This window comes from Brevibacillus sp. HB2.2 (genome assembly GCF_013284275.1).
GTDB classification, from domain to species: Bacteria; Bacillota; Bacilli; order Brevibacillales; family Brevibacillaceae; genus Brevibacillus; species Brevibacillus brevis_D.
Genome location: NZ_JABSUV010000002.1, coordinates 236,770 through 258,486 on the forward strand (window position 1 = coordinate 236,770; position 21,717 = coordinate 258,486).

General features: G+C 48.6%; 24 protein-coding genes. 17 read left to right on the forward strand and 7 right to left on the reverse strand.

Translation table 11 applies throughout. The annotated features are described in order from the left end of the window. Window positions 1-5: 5 nt before the first annotated feature. A complete protein-coding gene (locus HP401_RS02465) occupies window positions 6-758 on the reverse strand; it encodes a class I SAM-dependent methyltransferase (protein WP_173603926.1) in 753 nt (250 codons plus the stop codon). A gap of 240 nt (window positions 759-998) precedes the next feature. Between HP401_RS02465 and HP401_RS02470 the strand changes: the two genes are divergently transcribed. Further along, the gene (locus tag HP401_RS02470; RefSeq protein ID WP_173603927.1) at window positions 999-1,448 is read left to right on the forward strand and encodes a hypothetical protein; all 450 of its coding nucleotides are present in this window, start codon (window positions 999-1,001) and stop codon (window positions 1,446-1,448) included. 31 nt (window positions 1,449-1,479) lie between these two features. On the opposite strand, the gene HP401_RS29785 is transcribed toward HP401_RS02470, so the two are convergent. The 4 genes from HP401_RS29785 to trhO all read right to left on the reverse strand — a co-directional run bounded on the left by HP401_RS29785 (window position 1,480) and on the right by trhO (window position 4,553). Further along, a complete protein-coding gene (locus tag HP401_RS29785; protein WP_254456979.1) occupies window positions 1,480-1,710 on the reverse strand; it encodes a hypothetical protein in 231 nt (76 codons plus the stop codon). A gap of 59 nt (window positions 1,711-1,769) precedes the next feature. Next, window positions 1,770-2,000, reverse strand: a complete 231-nt coding sequence (locus HP401_RS29790; protein WP_254456980.1) for a hypothetical protein — start codon at window positions 1,998-2,000, stop codon at window positions 1,770-1,772. Window positions 2,001-2,012: 12 nt separating this feature from the next. Beyond that, a complete protein-coding gene (locus tag HP401_RS02480) occupies window positions 2,013-3,464 on the reverse strand; it encodes an amidase family protein (RefSeq protein WP_173603928.1) in 1,452 nt (483 codons plus the stop codon). A 144-nt stretch (window positions 3,465-3,608) separates the two neighbouring features. Next, the gene (gene trhO / locus HP401_RS02485; protein ID WP_173603929.1) at window positions 3,609-4,553 is read right to left on the reverse strand and encodes an oxygen-dependent tRNA uridine(34) hydroxylase TrhO; all 945 of its coding nucleotides are present in this window, start codon (window positions 4,551-4,553) and stop codon (window positions 3,609-3,611) included. Between the two features lie 197 nt (window positions 4,554-4,750). On the opposite strand from trhO, the gene dut reads away from it, so the two are divergent. Beyond that, complete coding sequence (dut, locus tag HP401_RS02490) at window positions 4,751-5,287, forward strand: dUTP diphosphatase (RefSeq protein WP_173603930.1); 537 nt, start codon at window positions 4,751-4,753, stop codon at window positions 5,285-5,287. A gap of 97 nt (window positions 5,288-5,384) precedes the next feature. Here dut and HP401_RS02495 read toward each other — a convergent pair whose 3' ends face one another. Continuing rightward, window positions 5,385-5,687, reverse strand: coding sequence for a DUF3846 domain-containing protein (locus HP401_RS02495; RefSeq protein ID WP_016740093.1), 303 nt, complete (start codon window positions 5,685-5,687; stop codon window positions 5,385-5,387). 150 nt (window positions 5,688-5,837) lie between these two features. On the opposite strand from HP401_RS02495, the gene HP401_RS02500 reads away from it, so the two are divergent. The 6 genes from HP401_RS02500 (at window position 5,838) to HP401_RS02525 (ending at window position 13,185) form a co-directional block, all read left to right on the forward strand. Then, window positions 5,838-7,064: an NAD(P)/FAD-dependent oxidoreductase gene (locus HP401_RS02500; protein WP_173603931.1), complete on the forward strand. Its 1,227-nt coding sequence runs from the start codon at window positions 5,838-5,840 to the stop codon at window positions 7,062-7,064. A gap of 287 nt (window positions 7,065-7,351) precedes the next feature. Then, entirely contained in the window at window positions 7,352-8,356 is a 1,005-nt protein-coding gene (locus HP401_RS02505; RefSeq protein ID WP_242466622.1) for a sulfate ABC transporter substrate-binding protein, read from the forward strand. 30 nt (window positions 8,357-8,386) lie between these two features. Beyond that, window positions 8,387-9,223, forward strand: a complete 837-nt coding sequence (gene cysT, locus HP401_RS02510; protein WP_173603932.1) for a sulfate ABC transporter permease subunit CysT — start codon at window positions 8,387-8,389, stop codon at window positions 9,221-9,223. A gap of 12 nt (window positions 9,224-9,235) precedes the next feature. Further along, window positions 9,236-10,102, forward strand: a complete 867-nt coding sequence (gene cysW / locus HP401_RS02515) for a sulfate ABC transporter permease subunit CysW (RefSeq protein WP_012686235.1) — start codon at window positions 9,236-9,238, stop codon at window positions 10,100-10,102. Further along, window positions 10,099-11,220, forward strand: a complete 1,122-nt coding sequence (locus HP401_RS02520; protein ID WP_173603933.1) for a sulfate/molybdate ABC transporter ATP-binding protein — start codon at window positions 10,099-10,101, stop codon at window positions 11,218-11,220. The genes cysW and HP401_RS02520 overlap by 4 nt, the downstream gene beginning before the upstream one ends. Before the next feature lie 351 nt (window positions 11,221-11,571). After that, entirely contained in the window at window positions 11,572-13,185 is a 1,614-nt protein-coding gene (locus tag HP401_RS02525) for an ABC-F family ATP-binding cassette domain-containing protein (protein ID WP_012686237.1), read from the forward strand. 69 nt (window positions 13,186-13,254) lie between these two features. Here the strand turns inward: HP401_RS02525 and HP401_RS02530 are convergent, their stop codons facing one another. Beyond that, the gene (locus tag HP401_RS02530; RefSeq protein ID WP_012686240.1) at window positions 13,255-13,440 is read right to left on the reverse strand and encodes a hypothetical protein; all 186 of its coding nucleotides are present in this window, start codon (window positions 13,438-13,440) and stop codon (window positions 13,255-13,257) included. Between the two features lie 203 nt (window positions 13,441-13,643). On the opposite strand from HP401_RS02530, the gene HP401_RS02535 reads away from it, so the two are divergent. The 9 genes from HP401_RS02535 to HP401_RS02575 all read left to right on the forward strand — a co-directional run bounded on the left by HP401_RS02535 (window position 13,644) and on the right by HP401_RS02575 (window position 21,692). Continuing rightward, complete coding sequence (locus HP401_RS02535) at window positions 13,644-14,903, forward strand: M20 family metallo-hydrolase (RefSeq protein ID WP_173603934.1); 1,260 nt, start codon at window positions 13,644-13,646, stop codon at window positions 14,901-14,903. Between the two features lie 128 nt (window positions 14,904-15,031). Then, on the forward strand, window positions 15,032-15,889 hold the full coding sequence (locus HP401_RS02540) for a carbon-nitrogen hydrolase family protein (RefSeq protein ID WP_173603935.1): 858 nt from the start codon (window positions 15,032-15,034) through the stop codon (window positions 15,887-15,889). Window positions 15,890-15,925: 36 nt separating this feature from the next. Further along, window positions 15,926-16,594, forward strand: a complete 669-nt coding sequence (locus tag HP401_RS02545) for a GNAT family N-acetyltransferase (protein ID WP_173603936.1) — start codon at window positions 15,926-15,928, stop codon at window positions 16,592-16,594. A gap of 41 nt (window positions 16,595-16,635) precedes the next feature. Beyond that, a complete protein-coding gene (locus tag HP401_RS02550) occupies window positions 16,636-17,307 on the forward strand; it encodes a GNAT family N-acetyltransferase (RefSeq protein WP_173603937.1) in 672 nt (223 codons plus the stop codon). 109 nt (window positions 17,308-17,416) lie between these two features. After that, window positions 17,417-17,659 carry a hypothetical protein gene (locus tag HP401_RS02555; protein ID WP_106653159.1) on the forward strand — a complete coding sequence of 81 codons (243 nt, stop codon included), beginning with the start codon at window positions 17,417-17,419 and terminating at the stop codon, window positions 17,657-17,659. Further along, complete coding sequence (locus HP401_RS02560; RefSeq protein ID WP_173603938.1) at window positions 17,656-18,954, forward strand: sigma-54 interaction domain-containing protein; 1,299 nt, start codon at window positions 17,656-17,658, stop codon at window positions 18,952-18,954. Before HP401_RS02555 ends, HP401_RS02560 begins: the two co-directional genes overlap by 4 nt. Window positions 18,955-19,115: 161 nt before the next feature. Then, complete coding sequence (locus HP401_RS02565; RefSeq protein WP_173603939.1) at window positions 19,116-19,985, forward strand: energy-coupling factor transporter ATPase; 870 nt, start codon at window positions 19,116-19,118, stop codon at window positions 19,983-19,985. Further along, window positions 19,982-20,842: an energy-coupling factor transporter ATPase gene (locus HP401_RS02570; protein WP_173603940.1), complete on the forward strand. Its 861-nt coding sequence runs from the start codon at window positions 19,982-19,984 to the stop codon at window positions 20,840-20,842. Before HP401_RS02565 ends, HP401_RS02570 begins: the two co-directional genes overlap by 4 nt. A gap of 13 nt (window positions 20,843-20,855) precedes the next feature. After that, window positions 20,856-21,692, forward strand: coding sequence for an energy-coupling factor transporter transmembrane component T family protein (locus tag HP401_RS02575; RefSeq protein WP_087350829.1), 837 nt, complete (start codon window positions 20,856-20,858; stop codon window positions 21,690-21,692). Window positions 21,693-21,717 lie beyond the last annotated feature (25 nt).

Genomic DNA, 21,717 nt, shown 5'->3' on the forward strand with positions numbered 1-21,717 from the left:
TTTCATCATTCCTTTTTAGCAATCTTCTGCGTCTTGAAAATAATAAACGTCGGTCTTCTTACTTCTGAAATCTGATGTGGCTGGATGAGAAGTCCTTCTGGCGTGCAGGTCGGCTCGATAATCTCTTGGAGGGTGAGCCCCGATTGGATTAACGTATTGACAGCAGTGGACATGGAGCGGTGGTAAAAAAGCGCCTTTCTGCCGTTCATCATGTACATTTCACGTTCTCCATCTTCCAGGTAGTTGTCCAAGGGCCAGAAATGCTTCTGCCCCTCTTCGTCGCGTACCCAGCCCTCGACCTTTTTGCGAGCGGTAATATGCGGATGGAGTGTGGAGTAAACGAAATGTCCTCCGTTGCGCAAGGCGCGGCTTATTTTGTTGATCACGTGCTCATAGTCACGAACATAGTCCATGACGAGAGAGCTCGTAATGAGATCGTAGTCATGAGTGGCAAGCTCAATGTCTTCCAGGGAGCCATGTAGATATTGAATGTTCTCATGACTGTTATTCATTCGGGCATATTCCAGCATGTTGTGGGAAAGATCAACACCGATCACTTCACTTGCGCCTTGCTCTACACAGTATCTGGCAAATTGTCCGCCACCACAACCGAGGTCGAGTACACGCAAACCTTTTAGGGAAGGGAGACATCCACGAAAGGCAGGCTGTTCGATTATATCATTCTCCGATTGACCAGACAGACGCAGCTTTTGATAGTCCTGATAAAAATCCGGTTGATCATACAGATTTTGTTTCATCCTATATCTCCCCGTTTCCATTTTTTCTCGGATTCCTATTATGGATAAAAGATGATCATGATGTCAATTATTCGTTTAAAATGATTGAAAATGAGAGCAGGAGTTTGCTTTTTTTACGAGAATTTAATGATAGACAACCCATTTTTGTGATTCCGTCCGCTTTGCTGTGACGGTTTTTTTCTGTAAGAAGATTTGGTTTCGATATTTTTTGGCGAGACTGAAATCGAAGGAGGGATATACGTGGACCAAATACTTCAACTGATCAAAGATTACTGGCCGATTGCGCTAGCTATCATAATCATCATCATGGCTGCCCAATGGGTGGTGCGAAGTATCATTCGAATTATTTCGCTTGCAGCTATTATTGGTGTTGTGCTCGTGTTGTTTTTCCAATTCAGTCCTGAAGAAGTGATCCAAATGGGACGCCAGGCAGCCGTAGCGACGCAGGAAGTCGTTGATAAGACGATTACCCCGGTATTGGACAAAGAGCTTAAGGATGCGGATATTTCCTTCAAGGAAGATGGCACCTATGAAGTGAAGACAGCGAATATTCGTATCGTAGGTAAAAAAGGCGAATCCAAAGCGACAGTTTATTACAAGGATGAGGAATGGGAAGTAAACATCGGTCAATTGAGCAAGCTGTTCCAGGATCGACTCGGGAAAGCGGAGCAAGAAAGCAAGACGATGTAGAAAGGGAAAAACGCATGGGGCCAAATAGGTCTCATGCGTTTTTTGCTGGATAGGCGAGTACTTCCTTTACCCATGTATCTAGCAGATGCTGATATTCTTTGCTCGTTTTGATTCCGGGGGCTGAGGCAAATTGTTTTTCGAGTGGGAGCGTGTGCAGTTTTTTAGCGAATTTCCCTTCGATATCATCTTCATCTTCGAATACCAGATAGACGACATCTTCCAAGGAGCGATAGCTCGTAACACTATACTCGATTTCATTCATGATCGTTTGAAAATGACCGTGACTATAATGGCAGAGGATGAACGTGAAGCCAAGGTTGTTTATATTTCTAAAAATCTGTTCAAAAACGCTGGTTCCACCATGATGCACTCTAGCCTATGGTGTGGATCATCAGAGTGACTGATGTGGAAATCTGGAATAATTTCGATAAAGTCTTGCTGTCGTTCGGGACTGGCTTTGTCATAATAAGCGTAGTTGAATTTGCGAATGATTTTCTTCAGGTGCTTAAAAGGGATTGCTGTACCAATAAAAAGTCCGTTATATCGGTTCATCTTGTGATTCCTCTACAATGTCGTCATATTTGGAGCTACTCGTAGTCGAGTTGCTTGCTCATAAGAGTAGGCCAGACGAAGTAAAGTAGGTTCCTGGAATGCCAAGCCAGTAAGCATGATGCCAAATGGTTTGCCTGCGGAAGTATAGCCAGCCGGAACCGTAATGGAAGGGTAACCAGCTTTGGCCGGGATCGCATAACCCGTACTGCCAGGGTACAGGAGGGCGTCGAGTTCGTGCTCCTTCATGACAGCATCAAGGCCTTGTTTTTGTGACATTTCCAAATCGAACAGGCGATTTGCCAGATATTCCGACTCTGTCAGTGTACCACTGGTTTGTTCGGATGCTTCCAGCAGCTCTTGCCCGTAAAGCAGGGCTTGCTCTTCATGTGCCCGATTAAAAGCAATGACATCCTGTAAGGAGCGGATCGGGTAGGAGGCTGGTAACGTTTTTAAGTATGCATTTACCCCAACCTTGAATTCATGCACGAGAACATGTAAGTTCCATTCGGCATTTTCTGTCGGGATGGTGACCGCATCTATGATAGTTGCGCCAGCCTCTTTAAGCTTTTCAATTGCTACTTCATACAAGGCGATTTCTTCGGCTTCACACTCAGCCAAAAATCTGGAGCGTACAACGCCGATGCGTGCACCCCGCAATCCATCTGCATCGAGGAAGGGGAGGTAATCGGTCTGCGCGAGACCCTCGCTTTTTCCAGTCACCGGATCCTTTTCATCTATGCCAGTAAGCGCGCCAAGCATAATAGCTGCATCTGTCACGGTTCTTGCCATCGGTCCGGCTGTGTCTTGGCTATGGGAAATCGGGATGATACCCGAACGGCTGATTAAGCCAACAGTAGGTTTGATTCCCACGAGCGAATTTTGTTCTGCTGGATGGAGAATCGACCCGGAAGTCTCCGTACCGACTGCCACAACGGCAAAACCCGCGGCAATCCCAGCAGCCGACCCCGAGCTAGACCCGCCGACATCGAGTACACCAGGACCGTATGGGTTCAACACTTGTCCACCGCGCGAGCTGTAGCCATCTGGCATGTCATTGGAGATAAAGTTAGCCCATTCCGTCAGATTGGTTTTCCCTAAAATAACCGCGCCCGCCTCTCGGAGCTTGGTAACGACGAATGCATCCGCGGAGGCAAACGAATCAGCTAAAGCTAGAGCTCCAGCCGTCGTGTGCATCTTGTCAGATGTCGCAATGTTATCCTTGATCAATACAGGGATACCGTGAAGCGGCCCACGACTGCCTGACACCGCTCGTTCTCGATCCAGTGACTCTGCGATCGCTAGTGCATCTGGATTTAGCTCACAAATGGCATTGATTCGGATGCTTTGTTTGTTGTAGGTGGCAATCCGCTGTAAAAAGGCGAGGGTCAATTCCCGCGAAGTCGTGGTTCCAGCTGTCATTGCAGCTTGCCATTCAAGAATGCTCGTTTCATGAATCACTGACATAATGTATCCCCTTTTGCGAATGATTTGATTTTTATTATAGTACCAAATTCAGGGAAAGGGAATGAGAGGGGAGTGTGAGCCTTTTGCCTATAAAAAAACAAGCTGACTCTGCGAGAGAATCAGCTTGTTTGTGTTTGTACCAAATTATGCGTTTGATCCAGCAGCTTGCAGCTTCGCTTGTTCTTCCGCTTCTACATAACGGTTGCGAGGGTGCTCGCGGCATTCATCGGAGCAAGAACGCTTGAATTTTGTCTCACATTCTGTGCAGCAGAAGTGCTGCTTGTTGCAGAATGGGTTGGCGCAGTTTACATAGCGGTCTTCGACAGTACCGCAGTAATGGCAACGGCCAATGACGACGTCTTCTTCGGTATGATTGATCGGTACGGAGATGCGCTCGTCAAACACGTAGCATTTTCCATCCCACAGGCGCCCTTGGACTTCTGGATCTTTACCATACGTGACAATTCCGCCCTCAAGATGGTATACATTTTCAAAACCTTGTTGCAGCAAGATACCTGTCAGCTTTTCGCAACGAATACCGCCTGTGCAGTAGGTCAGGACTTTTTTATCCTTAAACTGGCTCATGTTGTCACGAATCCACTCAGGGAACTCACGGGATGAATCCACTTCAGGGCGAATCGCGCCACGGAAATGTCCCAAATCGTATTCGTAATAGTTGCGACCGTCGAGGATTACGACATCCTCTTCCTGCATCATTTCGTACCATTCTTTTGGGTTCAGATAGGTGCCAACTAGTTCATTCGGATTGACATCTTCCTCCAAACGCCAGGTTACGAGCTCCTGTTTCGGACGTACAAACATTTTTTTGAATGCATGCTCTTCCGACTCATCTATTTTAAACCACATATCACTAAAACGTGGATCTTTTCGCACATATTCCATGTAGGCGTCTGTTTGTTCAATCGTTCCGGATACGGTTCCATTAATGCCCTCCGGAGCTATGATAATCCGCCCTTTCAGCCCATTATCCTTGCAAAATTGCAAGTGCTCGGCTGCGTACTCCTCATAATTTTCAATAGGAGTATACTTGTAATACAACAAAATGCGATATGGTTTTTGTACTTGCAAGGTACAATTCCACCTTTCTTTTTCAATTGTGATTTTAGATGCATCGGTGATTATACCACATTCCATTGTTAAAAGCGCTAAAAAAGTAAGGGGTTTGTGAGGTTTTTATGAAATCAGTGCTTCTTGCTGGATGTGGTTGCTTCTTGTACACTATGAATGGTAATCAGCCCACAGGCTATATGAGGAGAGACTATTACATGAACATGACAAATGAGCGCCCGGTTACACAGGTGAAAATTAAAAAGCTCCACCAAGACGCCGTGATCCCAGCGTACGCGAGAGCAATGGACGCGGGCTTTGATCTGGTCGCGGTAGAGGATACATTGATTGCCCCAGGACAATCTGCAAAGGTTCCAACAGGCTTGGCGTTCGCGCTTCCAGAAGGATTTGAATTGCAAGTGCGCCCTCGCTCCGGGATCAGTGCAAAAACAAAGCTGCGCTTGTCCAATGCACCAGGGACTGTTGATGCTGGTTATCGCGGTGAAGTATGCGTCCTGATCGATAACATTCGGATCGCATCCGGAAAAAGTGGCAAGGTATGTCTGGGTGCTGGCGAAAACGAAGTAACCGTTGAACAAGAAGTCGATACACATAGCTACTTGATCAAAAAAGGGGATCGGATTGCACAAGGCGTGATTGCAATCGTTCCAGTCGCGCAGTTCGAAGTAGTCGATGAGCTGGATGAGACGGAAAGAGGAGCGGGTGGCTTCGGCAGCAGCGGTATCAAGAGCTAGTTCTTTTTCTATTGAGTGAAAATACAAGACCCCTGATTATCAGCCGTGTACATGGACGTGAGCTGATAGGTCAGGGGTCATTGTTTTGATCAAATCCTCATCCTTTGGAGGATAAAAACCGGTCAATTCTCGAAAGGTCGTCAGCTGTAAGCGAACGCCCATCTGCTTTGACGAATACGCAAGGTCCATAGACCCAGTCTAGAAAACCATCTGACGTGATGGGGAAATTATTTGCTTCTACTCCGCGAGCATCTTCATTCACAACGAGGGAGATTCCCTCCAGATGGTCATCTTCCACTACCTCATAGTCTCCGCCCACCAGCTCCTGTAGTTCATCCGTTCCAGCGATTTCTCGAACAACTGCATTTTCGTGCGGAAGCTTAACATATACCGTAGTCAAGCGCAATCACTCCTTCTAACACCCATCATACCGTATAAGCAATGACTTGGGCGATAGGGGAGGGGATGCCGGTTGGCGTGTTGGTTATCCTAATGGTTGAGAATTGAAGGGACGTCCATAATGATACTTTCAGCCTGAGGGGACATGCTGATGATATTCGTGACCGGAAAATTGTATTGGCCAGAAACAGTTCCAGTACCACCCCTCTATCCCACTCTTACTGAGGATGTGAAGTGTGATGTCCTCATCATTGGTGGCGGAGAGGCAGGAGCACTCGTTTCCTATTATTTGAAGCAGCATGATATGGATGTCATCCTCGTGGATAAACGGCGGGTGAGTGGGGGCAGCAGCAGCGCTAATACCGGTTTGCTGCAAATATGCAACGATAAAACGCTGACAGCCTGTATCCATTCGTTCGGTGAGCAAAAAGGAGTTCGTTTTTACGAACTGACGCGGCAGGCTGTTGATGAATTGGAAAAAATCTCGGGGCAGCTAAACCAATCTCCCGATTACATAAGGCGTGACAGCTTGTATTATGCCAGTAAACCAGCTGATGCGGAGGGCTTGCGGACAGAGTACCAATTATTGAAGAAGTACGGCTTTCCAGTCACTTATTTGGAGCGTTCAGAGATAGAGCAGCGATTCTCCTTTTCGAAGGCAGGGGCTATTTTTTCCAGGGGAGATGCGGAACTCAATCCGTACAAATTTGCCAACGGTGTGATCGCCCACTCTGTGAAAAAAGGGATGCGCGTATACGAAAACACGGAAGTGGTGCATCAAAAAGTCCATGATGGAGGACTTTTGGTCTATACAAAAAATGGGTATACAATCAAGTGCAGGCGTGCCGTGTTTGCGACTGGCTACGAAGCGCAAACCATGAAACGCAATGCCAACGCGGTGATTTCCAGCTCGTTTTCCATCGTGACCAATCCAGTCGAAGTGCTTACAGGTTGGCCGAATGCTTGTTTGATCTGGGAAACCGCCCGTCCCTATTTGTATATCCGTACTTGTTTGGAGGGCAGAATCATTGTCGGAGGACTTGATGAGCCGTTGAACGACCTACAAAAGAAGGATGCTTCTAGTCTGAAGAAGCGGGATCAATTACTCGCAAAGATTCAAGAGTTATTTCCGTATATTCCTATGCGAACCGAATATTATTGGGGAGCGACTTTTGTTGAAACGCATGATGGACTCCCGCTGTTTGGGGAGCAGGAGGGGTATCCGCACTGCTTGTTCACGCTAGGCTACGGAGGGAACGGAACCGTCTATTCCACGATCGGTGCGCAAATCATCAGTGATCTGATTACAAAAGGAAGTCACGCGGACGCCGATCTTTTTGCTTTTGACCGGAGGAAATATGCCAGTGCCACAGTCTGATCGAAACAAGCATTCCCGCTTTGAGCGGGAATGCTTATTTTTTTGAGTAAATCAGAACGGGCGGGCCCAAATTTGCTGGATAGGCGAATAACAGTTGAACGTGGCCTACCTGCCTAGCATAGGGTAGATGGAAATATCGTTGACAGGAACAGAAAGGCAGGTATAATCTTCAATAACAGAGTATTCCGAGTAAATTACTATAGATTAAAAGAGGAGTGAAGGTGAGCTGTATGAAAACCACGAAAGGCAAGGTCCAGACGATCCTGCAACGCGTAGGAATCGTTGCTATGGCTGCTGCTATGGCTGGCTGCTCGGCTGCTGCACCAGCAGAAACTGGTAAGGGAGCAGGGGGCAGCAACTCTACGGTAGAGCTGCTCAATGTTTCCTACGATCCGACGCGAGAGTTTTACCAAGATATCAACAAGGAGTTTGCCTCAGAGTGGCAACAAAAGACAGGTCAAACAGTGACGATCAAGCAATCACATGGCGGTTCAGGCAAGCAATCCCGCTCCGTCATCGATGGTTTGGAAGCAGATGTGGTGACCCTTGCCCTCGCTTACGATATTGACGCGATTGCCGAACACGGTCTGATTCCTGCTGATTGGCAAAAGAAGCGCTCGGAAAACAGCTCGCCTTACACCTCCACGATTGTGTTTCTGGTGCGTAAAGGCAATCCGAAGCAAATCAAAGATTGGGATGATTTGATCAAGCCTGGTATCTCCGTGATCACTCCGAACCCGAAAACGTCTGGGGGAGCCAGATGGAATTACTTGGCTGCCTGGGGTTATGCCTTGAAGACAAATGGGGGAGATGAAGCGAAGGCACAAGAATTCGTCGCACAACTGTTTAAAAATGTACCCGTCCTCGATTCCGGGGCGCGCGGTTCGACCACTACTTTTGTCGAGCGTGGCATGGGGGATGTGCTGATTGCATGGGAAAACGAAGCGTATCTCGCGGTCAATGAACTAGGGAAAGACAAGTTTGAGATTGTAAATCCGTCCGTAAGCATTTTGGCTGAACCGCCTGTCACCCTCGTTGACAAATACGCTGACAAGCACAAGACAAGAGAAGTAGCGGAAGCGTACCTCCAGTTCCTGTATACCAAAAAAGGCCAAGAGCTCGCAGCCAAGCATTACTACCGCCCTCGTTCACAGGAAGTACTCAAAGCACATAAACCCGCATTCCCTGACATCCAATTGTTTACCATCGATGAGTTGTTTGGCGGCTGGACGAAAGCACAAAAGACTCATTTTGCAGATCAAGGCGTCTTCGATCAACTTTATAAACCATAGACCTACACTTTCCTCAGAGGAGTTACCTTCATGAGAAAATCACTCCACAACAGAGGGTTTCTGCCAGGCTTTGGCATGACTATGGGCTATACCATCATCTACCTGAGTCTTCTGGTGCTAATCCCTCTGTCTGTCTTATTTTTAAAAGCTTCGACGCTGAGCTGGGAGCAATTCATCGGGACGATTATGGATACGAGGGTCCTTGCCTCCATTCGTGTGAGTATTATGACTTCTTTTTTCGCGGCTTGTCTCAATGCGGTGTTCGGTGTCTTGGTGGCATGGGTGTTGGTTCGCTATCAGTTTGCGGGGAAGCGGATCATTGACGGCATTGTTGACCTGCCTTTTGCTTTACCTACCGCAGTAGGCGGGATTGCCCTGACTTCTATTTACGCTGAAAATGGCTGGATCGGGCAGTACCTGGCAGAGTGGGGGATCAAGGTAGCGTACACCCCCATCGGCATATGGGTTGCACTAACATTCATTGGTCTTCCTTTTGTCGTCAGAACCGTCCAGCCTGTTTTGCAGGATTGGGATTTGCAAATGGAGGAAGCGGCGGCTACGTTGGGTGCTACCCGATGGAATACATTTTGGCGGGTGGTTTTGCCGCATCTGTTACCGGCAATCATTACGGGTTTTGCGCTTGCCTTCGCCAGAGCCTTGGGGGAGTATGGGTCCGTCGTTTTCATCTCCGGGAACATGCCGTTGAAAACAGAGATTGTACCCCTTTTGATTATGACCAAGCTGGAGCAGTTTGATTATGCAGGCGCTACGGCAATTGCAACCGTCATGCTTGTCATTTCCTTTGTCATGCTTTTGGTAATCAACTACCTGCAATGGAAAATCAATAAATTCGATGCGGCCCGTTAGGAGGTATGACGTATGAAGCATTTGACGGAGCCAGCTTATATTCGATGGACACTGATTATCGTGGCCATGCTCTTTCTTGGCTTGTTTTTGATCATGCCACTAGTGGCTGTGTTTACAGAAGCATTTCGGCAAGGGGCGGAGGTGTTCGTTGCCGCTATTACTGAGGAGGAAACGTTATCCGCTGTTAGGCTCACCTTGCTAGTGGCAGCCATTAGCGTACCGCTGAATGTGACGTTCGGGATCGCTGCTGCATGGGCAATCGCCAAGTTTTCGTTCCCGGGTAAAAATGTGTTGCTTACGTTGATAGACTTGCCATTTGCCGTATCTCCAGTCATTGCGGGCCTAATCTTTGTCCTCTTGTTTGGGAGTCAAGGTGTGGCGGCACCCTTGCTAGCGGCGTGGGATTTCAAAATCATTTTCGCGGTTCCCGGTATCGTGCTCGCGACGACCTTTGTTACCTTTCCGTTCGTCGCTCGTGAACTGATTCCGGTCATGGAAGCTCAGGGAAGAGACGAGGAGGAAGCAGCAGTCTCACTCGGAGCAAGCGGCTGGAAAACTTTTTTACGCGTCACGCTGCCAAATGTAAAATGGGGGCTCTTGTACGGGGTCATTTTGTGCAATGCCCGCGCCATGGGTGAATTCGGGGCAGTATCCGTCGTTTCTGGTCATATCCGCGGCATGACCAATACGCTCCCGTTGCATGTGGAGATTCTCTACAACGAATACCAATTCGCTGCTGCCTTTGCGGTAGCCACCTTGCTTGCTGCCTTAGCCTTAGTGACGCTTATTCTGAAAAGCCTGATCGAGTGGAAGACCGAGCGGCAGGTAAAGCTGGATGAGGAACAACACTACGACGTGACAGGAGAGAGAGCCGGATGAGTATCGAGGTAGTGAACATAACCAAGTCTTATAAGAGCTTTACAGCGCTGAAAAATGTAAATCTGCATATCCCGGAAGGCGAACTCGTAGCGCTTCTCGGACCTTCCGGATCGGGAAAAACGACGCTTTTGCGTCTCATTGCTGGACTGGAGCAACCGCAGGAGGGGAGGATTCTCTTTCACGGAGAGGATAATACGAACCGCGACGTGCGCGAGCGGCAGGTTGGGTTTGTTTTTCAGCATTACGCCTTGTTTCGGCATATGAACATCTTTGACAACATTGCGTTTGGATTGTCCGTTCGCTCACGCAAAACACGACCGAGCAAGGAAGAAATCAGTGAAAAAGTTCATTCCCTATTAAAACTCGTGCAGCTAGAAGGTCTCGCACATCGCTATCCCTCGCAGCTATCTGGTGGGCAGCGCCAGCGTGTTGCATTGGCGAGGGCGTTGGCAGTGGAACCAAAATTTTTGCTGCTAGATGAACCGTTTGGCGCTTTGGATACGAAAGTGAGGCAGGAGCTGCGTCGCTGGCTCCGTCATCTGCACGGGAAGCTTGGGCTAACGATTCTATTCGTTACACACGATCAGGAGGAAGCGATGGAATTGGCGGATCAGGTAGTTGTGATGAATGAAGGGCGAGTGGAGCAGGTAGGATCGCCCGAAGAAATTTATCATCATCCGGCGAATCCGTTTGTGTACAGTTTTCTGGGGCGGGTCAATCTGTTTCACGGACGAATCCAAAATGGCAAAATCAAGCTCGGTGAGGCAGAGTTCGAGACAGATTGGAAGGACAAAGCGGTGGAGGCTCCCGCTGTCGGATACATGCGGCCACACGATGTAGAGATCTCAGTGCGCCCGCCAGAGGGGAAGTCTGCCAGATCGGTTCAGGCTGAGATTAATCATATTTCGCTCTTGGGGCCGATCGTTCGCCTTGACCTGAAGCGATTGGACACGGAGGAGGTATTTGAGGCCGAGTTGAGCAGGCAACGCTTTATGGAGCTGAACGTAGAAGAGCAGAGCATTGTGTACGTGACGTTGCACAATGTATCGATCTACGTGGATTCACAACCTGTTCAGACACATCGTCCTGCCCGAATTCCGTTGCAGGCCAGTGTGTGATCTGATTTCTTGCAAATAAACCGGTCTGCATATGCCGCAGGCCGGTTTTTGATGGAGTCACTCGTTATTCGCCGCGTTGCTTGGAGCGTGTCTGTTCTTTGCTAATTGTGTTCGATCTGCGGGTTTGTGAAGGGTTTTCTTTCTTTCCCATCTCATTTTTGACACCATTTTGCTTGGACATAATCGGAAGCCTCCTTCCCACTGGATTGCCATGGTAGTTTTCCCTGCCAGTGTCCATTTCATGAATCCAGTATTTTTTGCTAGGCGCGAAATCGTTTACCTTTTGCAAAATGAGGTCATCTCTGGTAAGATAAGTGTTTGAACGATTCAAAAAAGGCAGGTATTGCGACGATGATAAGCACTCAGAACGTGACGCTGCGCTACGGGAAGCGCGCACTGTTTGAAGATGTATCCATTAAGTTTACCCCAGGTAACTGTTACGGCCTCATCGGTGCGAACGGTGCAGGGAAGTCTACCTTCGTGAAGATCCTCTCCGGAGAGATCGATCCGACGAGCGGTCACGTTTCGGTGACACCGGGCGAGCGTATCGCTGTATTAAAGCAGAACCACTTTGAATTCGACGAGTACGAAGTGTTAAAAACGGTAATTATGGGCCACAAGCGCCTATTCGAGATCATGGAAGAGAAGACCGCTCTTTACATGAAAGAAGATTTCTCTGAGGAAGACGGCAATCGCGCGTCCCAATTGGAGGGAGAATTCGAAGAGCTAAACGGCTGGATGGCCGAAGCAGATGCAGCTAGCTTGCTGATCGGTCTCGGTATCCCGACAGACCTGCACGACAAGCAGATGAAGGATCTCGCTAGTTCAGAGAAGGTACGCGTTCTGTTGGCGCAAGCGCTGTTTGGTAATCCACACATCCTGCTTTTGGATGAGCCGACGAACCATTTGGACATCGAGTCGATTCGTTGGTTGGAAAACTTCCTGGCGGATTATGAAAACACCGTCATCGTTGTATCCCATGACCGTCACTTCCTGAACAAGGTATGTACGCACATTGCGGATATTGACTTTGGCAAAATTCAAATGTATGTAGGTAACTACGACTTCTGGTACGAATCGAGCCAATTGGCGCTGAAAATGGTTCGTGATCAGAATAAGAAGAAAGAAGAAAAAATGAAGGAACTGCAAGAGTTTATTGCGCGTTTCTCTGCGAATGCTTCCAAGTCCAAGCAGGCGACTTCGCGTAAAAAGCTGTTGGAGAAAATTACGTTGGAAGACATTCGTCCTTCCAGCCGTAAGTATCCGTTCATCAACTTCAAGCCAGAGCGTGAAGCGGGTAAAAACCTCGTAGCCATCGAAGGCTTGAGCAAGACGATTGAAGGCGAAAAACTCTTTGAAAACCTTCACCTCACCATCAACAAAGGAGACAAAGTTGCATTTGTCGGACCAAACGAGCTGGCGAAAACAACCTTCTTCCAAATCTTGATGGGCGAAGTTCAGCCTGATAGCGGTTCTTTCGAATGGGGCGTTACGACTTCCCAAGCGTACTTCCCAAAAGACAATGCGGAGTACTTTAACTCCGATTTGAGCCTGGTTGACTGGCTGCGCCAATACTCCAAAGATCAAGACGAGACTTTCATTCGTGGATTCCTCGGTCGTATGCTGTTCTCTGGAGACGAAGCGCTGAAAAAGTCAAACGTATTGTCCGGGGGAGAAAAAGTTCGTTGCATGCTGTCCAAGATGATGCTGGCGAGTGCCAACGTATTGATCATGGACGAACCGACGAACCACTTGGATTTGGAATCCATTACTGCATTGAACAACGGCTTGATTGAGTTCGACGGTACACTTCTCTTTGTATCTCATGACCACCAGTTCGTTCAAACCATTGCGAACCGGGTCATTGAGTTCACGCCGAAGGGTGTCATTGATAAAATGATGACATATGACGAGTACCTGGAGAGCGATGAAATCAAACGCCTGCGTGACGAGCATTACGCGTAAGCTACCTACGCACATATAAAAAGCCCTTGGCTTCGCACTAATTGAAGTGCTGAAGTCAGGGGCTTTTTCTCATGAAACGGGGTCTTCCACGAACTCGACTTTATTAAGGAACGCTTCCTTGCTCGAGAAAATAACGCGCTCTTTTCGCGGGGAAGTAAAGAACACCACGATATACTGGTCATCGATGTATTCTACCGTACCTCGTTTCTTTGGTCTTTGTATGGTCTTCACTGGTTTATTCAACCACTCGGTCATCTGTTGTTCCTCCTACCTGACTTTCCGATTCATTATACCAAGATTAAAGACGATTTTCCTGACCTAATCTATACAGAATCGCTTCATTTGAGGAAATTTCTACTAGGAACAGGACGAGTTGAATACTATTTTGGGAGAGGCACATGCATAAGGTAAGGATGAGTTTTCGTCTATCACGGCCAAGATGAGGAGGTCCTTCGAGCATGAACGTAAAGGCGAGGAAGCTTGCGATCAACGAAGAACGGCTGCAAAAACGAATCGAGCAATTGGCGCAAATTGGGAAAATAGGCGAAACGGGTGTATGTCGACTCGCTTTGTCTGCTGAAGACCGAGCAGGCGTAGAACTGGTGGCTAGCTGGATGAAAGAAGCCGGTCTTCACACGCGGATCGATGACTTCGGTAATTTGATTGGCCGGATGACGGGGAAGGATGAGCAAGCCCCGATCTTGATGATTGGCTCGCATATCGATTCGCAGCCGTACGGGGGTAAGTACGATGGGGTGATCGGCGTATTGGGTGGACTAGAAGTCGCCCAGACGTTGAATGAACAAGGAATCATGCCTGCACAGCCTATTGAGGTCGTTGCGTTTTGTGACGAGGAAGGGTGCCGTTTTCAAAAAGGACTATTTGGTTCCAAAGGCATTCTCGGTATGCTGGAACCGGCGGACTTGGAGAGGACGGATAAAAACGGGATCACACGCAGGCAGGCGCTGATTGATTTTGGGTGCGATCCTGATCGCCTGGAAGCGTCTATTTATCCAAAAGGCAGCATCGGTGCTTATCTTGAACTGCATATTGAGCAGGGGCCGATTCTCGATGATGCGAGAGAAGCGATTGGGATCGTGTCGGCGATATCAGGGCCTTTATGGTGGACGGTCGAGCTGACTGGATTTGCCGGGCACGCTGGTTCCGTACCGATGTCGATGAGAAAGGATGCCCTAGTAGGGGCGGCAAAAGTAATTTTGGCAGTGAACGAGCTGGCAAAGCTCGATCCACAAGCGCCAACAGTCGGTACGGTCGGTCACCTGGAGGTTTTCCCGGATTCGCGCAACATCATTCCCGAACGGGTGCGTTTTTCGATTGATTTGCGGGATATCGATTTGAAGCGTCGCGATGAGCGCGAACAAGCGTTGCGCGAGGCGATTGAGCTAGCTGCCATAGAAGGTGGATTGCACTATACCATTACGGAAGATACAAATAGTGAACCGCGTTACTGTGCCGACTGGATTAAGGCAATCATGCATGAGGAGAGCAGCAAGCTCGGTGCCTCTGTGCGCGAGCTGATGAGTGGTCCTTTCCATGACGCATTGGCGCTCTCCTACGTTTGTGATTACGGGATGATTTTTGTCCGCTGCAGGGACGGTATCAGTCATAATCCGCAAGAATACGCAGCCTATGAAGACGTAGCACTTGGAACAGAGTTGCTCTACAAAACCGTTTTGCGGATGTGCATCAACCAATAATGGTGAGAGTCGCCCGTCTAAGCCGATAGGCGACTTTTTTCATACAGTCTATGACGAGACTTTACAGACTGTTTTTGATATATTTTAGTCTGAGAGGTTGTTATCACGTCTGAGGAAGGAAGAATGGCATGAAAATGCGTGTTTCCGCTGTGCAGTACCATCTGCATACCATACATAGCTTTGAAGACTTCGCCAATCAAGTTGAGCACTACGTAAAAAACGCGCAAGAGTACGACACAGAATTTCTCCTTTTTCCGGAGCTGTTTACGACTCAACTCATGTCAATCGGAGACGAACAGGGCAATGCGCTGCCGATTACAGCATTGCCAGCATTCACGGACCGATATGTCGAGCTGTTTCGTTCCCTCGCTGCCAAATATGAGATGCATCTGATTGGTGGAACGCACATCATTGAGGAAAACGGCAAGCTTTACAATACGGCTTTTCTGTTCTACCCGGATGGACGTGTAGGCCAGCAGAAAAAAATCCATATCACGCCATGGGAAGTAAAAGGCTGGAACATGGGGGCTGGCGATTCGTTGCAAATCTTTGAGACCGACAAAGGGAAGGTAGCGATGATTATTTGCTACGACATTGAGTTCCCTGAGTGGGTGCGCATCGCCAAAGCACGGGGTGCAGACGTCATTTTCTGCCCATCCTGCACGGATGATCGCCACGCGTTCCACCGCGTACGCTATACCAGTCATGCCCGGACAATTGAAAACCAAGTGTATGTCGTGCTGACTGGAACAGTAGGCTCGTTGCCGACCGTTGATTTCATGCGAGCGAACTTTGGACAAGCGGCGATCTTGACACCAAACGATGTTCCGTTCCCTCCGCGAGGCATTCTTGCTGAAGGGGAAATCAACCACGATATGATGGTAACCGCTGACCTGGATATCCAATTGCTATACGATGTGCGGGAAAAAGGCTCCGTCACAACGTGGCGCGACCGCCGCACCGATTTGTATACAGACTGGAAGTAAGCACTCCATTGTGATCTGGACAGCAGGAGGATGCATATGTACAGAAAAGAGCTGTATGTATTTAGGAACAAGCCACGCAAAGCCGTCATTCGCAACTACAATCGCGCAGACTTCTTCGAATTGATCCAAATACAGGCGGAGAGCTTTCCCCCGCCGTTCCCGTCAGAGCTATGGTGGAACCAGGAGCAGCTGACGAACCATATTACGCTCTTCCCGGAAGGTGCTATTTGTGTAGAAGTGGACGGCATTTTAGCTGGTTCGATGACAGGGTTGCTCATGAAGTTTGATCCGGCTCACCCCGAGCATAAATGGGAAGATGTCACGGATAGCGGTTATATTCGTAATCATGATCCTGAGGGGGACACGCTATACATTGTAGATATTTGTATCCGCCCGAGCTTCCGCAAGCTGGGATTGGGTCAACAGATGATGCAAGCAATGTATGAGCTGGTGGTACAAAAAGGACTGCGCAGATTGCTCGGCGGAGGTCGCATGCCAGGATATGGACGGTATGCAGACCAATGGACACCTGAGCAGTATTTGGAACGTGTTCTGACAGGGGAAGTAAGAGACACGGTGATTACATTTCTCATGCACTGTGGTCGCACGCCTGTTCGGGTTGTGGCAAATTATTTGGAAGATGAGGAATCTCGCAACTACGCGACACTTATGGAATGGAAAAATCCATTTCAACAGCATCTGTAGGGCGTTTATCCGACATAATCGATCGAGAGGGGATTTGGCTAATGGAATTCGTACGTATTCAACATATTGACAATCCGCTGTTTGCGAAAATGCACCGCTTGATGCAAGAGGTTTTCCCGCCGGAGGAAGTATTGGCGTACGATCTGTGGAAAGAACCGCTCGAAGATCCAGGCATTCGCGTATTTGTAGCTGTACACGAAGGAGAAGTTGTGGGCGCTACCGAATACCGTTATTACACAGACATGAACGTAGCCATGACAGACTTCACGATCATTGGTCGCGAAGGACTCGGAGTGGGACGCTTCCTCGCCAGAGAGCGTCAAAAGGACCTGCTCGCTCTGGCTGCTGAAAACGGCAAGGAGCTGTACGGGATGTTTGCAGAAATCTACGACCCGTACCGTGTGGCAGAGCACAGCTTTGGTGGGATCAAGCCAATGGACCCATTTGTACGCCGTGAAGTACTCTCGCATCTGGGCTACAAACGTACGAACTTTACGTATGTGCATCCGTCCTGGCAAAATGACGGCGAAGCAGTATCTGGACTCGATCTCGGCTTCATGCCGACTAACGAGGAGCAAACGACCCTCGAAGCGGATCTGATCGTCACGTTCCTGAAGCGATATTACGCCGTGCTTCCACAAAAGCCACAAGCATGGCTCGACATGGTGAAAAACTTGGAGAGCAAAGAAATGGTGGAGCTGTTCCCTATCTAATTGAAAGACAACAAGAACCAACTCTCCTGTGGAGCGATGTTCACGGCTCCATGGGAGTTTTTCGTAGAGTGCAAGTCAGATTATTGTGAAAAAAGCAGAGGTGAAACAGGTGAAAGCTCAAAATCTAGCATCGATCTTCCTTTACATAGCCGTCATCTTTCACTTGCTGGGCATGAGTGGCTGGACTTCTGCAAAGCTGGCACAACCAATCGAACTAGCCATCCTCGCACTGATGCTCCTGTCCATTTTCATTTTACGGAAAAAGAAACGAAAAAAGCGTCGGGCAAGAAGGCCAGCACCAGAAGTAGCAGTCATGCTTGAGCATGCCGAGGAAGGAGAACCAGGCAAATGATCCATGACATCCATGTGCAGGCGATTCTGGACGCTTCTCATGACGGGATCATTGCGGTCGATCGGGATTCGATTATAATCGGGGTCAATAAAAACGCGATGGAAATACTCGGTCTGCCTAGCAATATTGTTGGACAAAAAATTACCCGTTATATCCCTAATTCAGATATGTTGAGGATTTTGGCAACGGGAAAAAAAGAAATAGGGGACATTGCCACGATCCTGAATCGACAAATTATTATCAACCGTTTGCCGATTGTCGTAGAGGGTGAAATAGTGGGGGCGGTTTCCACTTTTAAAGAGATTACCGACATTCAAAAAATGGAGATGCGCATTCGCAAGCAAAGTATGGAGAGCGGCTTGGAAGCCAAATTCCGCCTGGAGGATATCATTGGAGAATCTGCTGCGATCCGGGAAGCAAAGGAATGGGCGGAAACATTTGCGCGGACAGATGCGACCGTTCTCATACAGGGAGAGACTGGGACTGGCAAGGAGCTGTTTGCTCAAGGGATACATTTGAGCAGCCAGCGTGCAACCGGACCGTTCATCCCGGTTAACTGTGCGGCTCTCCCTGGCAATTTATTGGAGAGCGAGTTGTTTGGATACGAGGAGGGCGCTTTTACTGGCGCGCGAAAAGGTGGAAAGCCCGGGCTGTTTGAATTGGCTCACGGAGGCACTCTGTTTCTCGATGAAATCGGAGAGATGTCGATTCCGATCCAAGCGTTGCTCTTGCGTATCTTGCAGGAGAAAAAAGTGCGCAGAATCAGCGGAGAGCGTATCGTCCCTGTCGATGTGAGAATCATTGCGGCAACGAATCGGGATTTGGAACGACTGGTCGAGGAAAAGCAGTTTCGTTCAGACCTGTACTTCCGATTGAATGTGTTGACGCTTGAGTTACCTGCTTTGCGAGAGCGAATCGAAGATATTCCTCTATTGGTGACATCGATCATGGAAGAAATCAAGGAACGGGAAAATAAAAGGCATGTGAAAGTAGAAGAGGCCGTTTTTCACGTTCTCAAACAATACGACTGGCCAGGCAATGTACGAGAGCTGCGCAACGTAGTGGAAAGAATGGTCTTGCTGTGCAAGGATGACGCGCTTGGCAAGGGGGACACAGCTTTTTTTGCCAAGAAGCTGCATCAGCGACAATCTTACCGAGACCATGAAGAGGGAGAAGCAGAAGCCATCCGAAAGGTTTTGGCGGAGACGAAGGGAAACAAAGGGGAGGCGGCGAAAATTTTGGGAATGGATCGGTCCACCCTATGGAGAAAAATGAAGCGCTACGAAAGGTCGTAAAAATTGATGCAATTGCAACAATGTCGATGCATAATTGCAACAGAGTGCCACCGTTAGTTGCTTAATTTACAGAAAATTAAAAACATATTTATTTGGCATGGTAGTTGCTTATTTATAGGAACACAACACATACGACTTTTACGAAGAGGCGAGGGGAGAGCATGACACCACAACCGATTATTCGTGTAGAAAATGTCTCGTTTGCCTATCAGGTTAACCAAGATCATCAAATTCCTGTCCTGCAAAATGTCTCACTGGAGGTGTTTCCAGGAGAGTATGTCGCCATCATTGGTCATAATGGGTCTGGTAAGTCAACACTATCTAAGCATCTCAATGGAATATTGACTCCAAAGGAAGGCGATGTCATCGTCAACGGAATCAACACGCGTGAAAAACAGCGTATTCATGAAGTGAGAAGCCGTGTCGGGATGGTTTTTCAGCATCCGGACAATCAGATTGTCGCGACGATTGTAGAGGACGATGTGGCCTTCGGATTGGAGAACATCGGAACATCGGCGGAAGAGATGAAAACACGAGTGGATTTTGCCCTAGAGGCAGTAGGAATGAGTGCCTTTCGCCATCGACCGCCTCATCATTTGTCTGGCGGACAAAAGCAACGGATCGCTATTGCGGGGATATTGGCGATGAAGCCACAATGCCTCGTCATGGATGAAGCGACGAGTATGCTAGACAGCTACGGTAGACAGGATATTTTGGCCGTCGTCCGCAAGCTGCACCGCGAAGGAATGACAATTGTCACGGTGACCCATCACATGTCAGAGGTAGCAGAAGCGGGTCGCGTTATCGTGATGGAGGGCGGCAAGATCGTATTACAGGGCACCCCGCGAGAAGTATTTTCCCATCAAGAAAGACTTCGCGAGCTGCATCTGGATGTTCCGGACGCGAGCCGGATTGCTCATCTCGTTCACTCCGAATATAGCGAATTTACACCTGATCTCATCCACAATGAGGAAGTTGTCGCGGAGGTTAATCGTCTGTACGTCAGACAAGCGGAGGCGAGTGGTTCATGACGCAACCGATCGTAAACGTAGAAAATCTATCTCATGTCTATATGCAGGGAACTCCTCTCGAACATCGTGCTCTCGATCAGGTAACCATCCAGGTGGCAGAGGGCGAATGCTTGGCCATTATCGGTCATACCGGCTCGGGAAAATCGACGTTAATCCAGCATTTTAACGGCCTGATTCGCCCGCAATCCGGTACGGTCATCATTAATGGAATGGATGTCTCTCAACCGAAGATCGATATTCGTACGTTGCGCAGACAAGTAGGGCTCGTTTTTCAAAACCCGGAGGATCAACTGTTCGAAAAGCTGGTCGGTGATGATGTAGCCTATGGCTCTTTTCGGATGGGGCTGCCTTTAAAGGAGGTGCGGCGACGCGTTCAGTGGGCGATGGACTTGGTTGGCCTCTCGTTTCAAGAGATGAAAGACCGTCCGACTTTTGCCTTGAGTGGCGGACAAAAGCGCAAGGTGGCATTAGCTGGCGTCCTCTCCTTGCAACCCAAGGTTCTCGTGCTTGACGAGCCAACAGCAGGGCTAGACCCGCGCTCTCGTCTTGAGCTATTGGAACGCATCCGCCGTCTCAATCGGGAAGAAAAGCTTACAGTTATTTTCGTCTCACACAATATGGAAGAGGTCGCAAAGCTTGCTGATCGCGTTTACGTCATGGCAAACGGCAATTCAGTCTGCGAGGGGACACCACGAGAAATTTTTGGCAATCAGGAATTGCTGCGCCAGCATCATATCGGCACACCGGAATCGGTTGATATTTTATACAGGCTCCGTGAGCAGGGCTACAGCATCGATCCAAGCGCTTTTTTACCTGAAGAGACGGCGATGGAAATTTTGAAACTGATGAATCGCTAAGGAGGGGGTCCACATGTCAGCAGAATTTGAATTGACGCGCAATATTACCATCGGTCAATATTTACCCACTGCTTCTGTCGTTCATCGTCTCGATCCTCGTTTCAAGCTGGGTGCTTTCGTCATCCTCATCCTAGCGATTGCCATCTGTGATACATACGTGGGCAACCTGTTTGCTTTAGCTATTTGTATCTGGATGTTTCAAATCTCGAAAATCCCCCTGCATTACGGCATATCCGGGATCAAGCCCGCCATCCCCTTTATTATTATTTTGGCAATCATGCAGTTGCTTTTCTACGGGGAGGTTGTCAATGGCGGAACCGTTTATTTGAAATACGGCTTCATCACGATCACGAGTGAGAGTGTGCGCCTCGTCATCGTGTCAGCTATGCGCTTTGTAGAAGTGATCTTTTTATCGAGTGTCCTCACGTTGAGTACTTCTACGACGGAACTCACGCACGGAATGGAACGACTGCTAGGGCCCTTGGAAAAAGTAAAGTTTCCGGTTCACGCGTTTGCGTTGATCATCACGATTGCTGTGCGCTTTGTACCTACCTTCGCCATGGAAATGGAAAAAATGATGAAAGCACAAGCGTCCCGTGGTGCAGATTTCGGGACAGGAGAATGGTGGCGGATCATCCAGCGAACAAAAGACATGTTTCCCATCATCATCCCGTTGTTTAATGTGGCGCTTTCCAGAGCAGAAGATTTGATTTTGGCAATGGAAGCCAGGTGCTACACACCAGGCGCCGCACGGACTAGATACACCCAATACAAGGCAGTAGGCAAGGATTACGTTGCGCTGATCGCAAGCATTGTCATTTCTGCCATCATGCTCGCCATACCTTGGTAAGGGAGACTAGCGGGAACTCGCCCGA

Bases quoted from the DNA above. Each gene is read 5' to 3' on its own strand.
- HP401_RS02560 (WP_173603938.1), top strand. From the start codon at position 17,656: ATGATCCATGACATCCATGTGCAGGCGATTCTGGACGCTTCTCATGAC.
- HP401_RS02535 (WP_173603934.1), top strand. From the start codon at position 13,644: ATGAACGTAAAGGCGAGGAAGCTTGCGATCAACGAAGAACGGCTGCAA.
- HP401_RS02500 (WP_173603931.1), top strand. From the start codon at position 5,838: ATGATATTCGTGACCGGAAAATTGTATTGGCCAGAAACAGTTCCAGTA.
- HP401_RS02575 (WP_087350829.1), top strand. From the start codon at position 20,856: ATGTCAGCAGAATTTGAATTGACGCGCAATATTACCATCGGTCAATAT.
- HP401_RS02530 (WP_012686240.1), bottom strand. From the start codon at position 13,440: ATGACCGAGTGGTTGAATAAACCAGTGAAGACCATACAAAGACCAAAG.
- cysW (WP_012686235.1), top strand. From the start codon at position 9,236: ATGAAGCATTTGACGGAGCCAGCTTATATTCGATGGACACTGATTATC.
- HP401_RS02465 (WP_173603926.1), bottom strand. From the start codon at position 758: ATGAAACAAAATCTGTATGATCAACCGGATTTTTATCAGGACTATCAA.
- HP401_RS02480 (WP_173603928.1), bottom strand. From the start codon at position 3,464: ATGTCAGTGATTCATGAAACGAGCATTCTTGAATGGCAAGCTGCAATG.
- HP401_RS02540 (WP_173603935.1), top strand. From the start codon at position 15,032: ATGAAAATGCGTGTTTCCGCTGTGCAGTACCATCTGCATACCATACAT.
- dut (WP_173603930.1), top strand. From the start codon at position 4,751: ATGAACATGACAAATGAGCGCCCGGTTACACAGGTGAAAATTAAAAAG.
- HP401_RS02520 (WP_173603933.1), top strand. From the start codon at position 10,099: ATGAGTATCGAGGTAGTGAACATAACCAAGTCTTATAAGAGCTTTACA.
- HP401_RS02505 (WP_242466622.1), top strand. From the start codon at position 7,352: ATGGCTGCTGCTATGGCTGGCTGCTCGGCTGCTGCACCAGCAGAAACT.
- HP401_RS02545 (WP_173603936.1), top strand. From the start codon at position 15,926: ATGTACAGAAAAGAGCTGTATGTATTTAGGAACAAGCCACGCAAAGCC.
- HP401_RS29790 (WP_254456980.1), bottom strand. From the start codon at position 2,000: ATGAACCGATATAACGGACTTTTTATTGGTACAGCAATCCCTTTTAAG.
- cysT (WP_173603932.1), top strand. From the start codon at position 8,387: ATGAGAAAATCACTCCACAACAGAGGGTTTCTGCCAGGCTTTGGCATG.
- HP401_RS02525 (WP_012686237.1), top strand. From the start codon at position 11,572: ATGATAAGCACTCAGAACGTGACGCTGCGCTACGGGAAGCGCGCACTG.
- HP401_RS02550 (WP_173603937.1), top strand. From the start codon at position 16,636: ATGGAATTCGTACGTATTCAACATATTGACAATCCGCTGTTTGCGAAA.
- HP401_RS29785 (WP_254456979.1), bottom strand. From the start codon at position 1,710: ATGAATGAAATCGAGTATAGTGTTACGAGCTATCGCTCCTTGGAAGAT.
- HP401_RS02570 (WP_173603940.1), top strand. From the start codon at position 19,982: ATGACGCAACCGATCGTAAACGTAGAAAATCTATCTCATGTCTATATG.
- HP401_RS02565 (WP_173603939.1), top strand. From the start codon at position 19,116: ATGACACCACAACCGATTATTCGTGTAGAAAATGTCTCGTTTGCCTAT.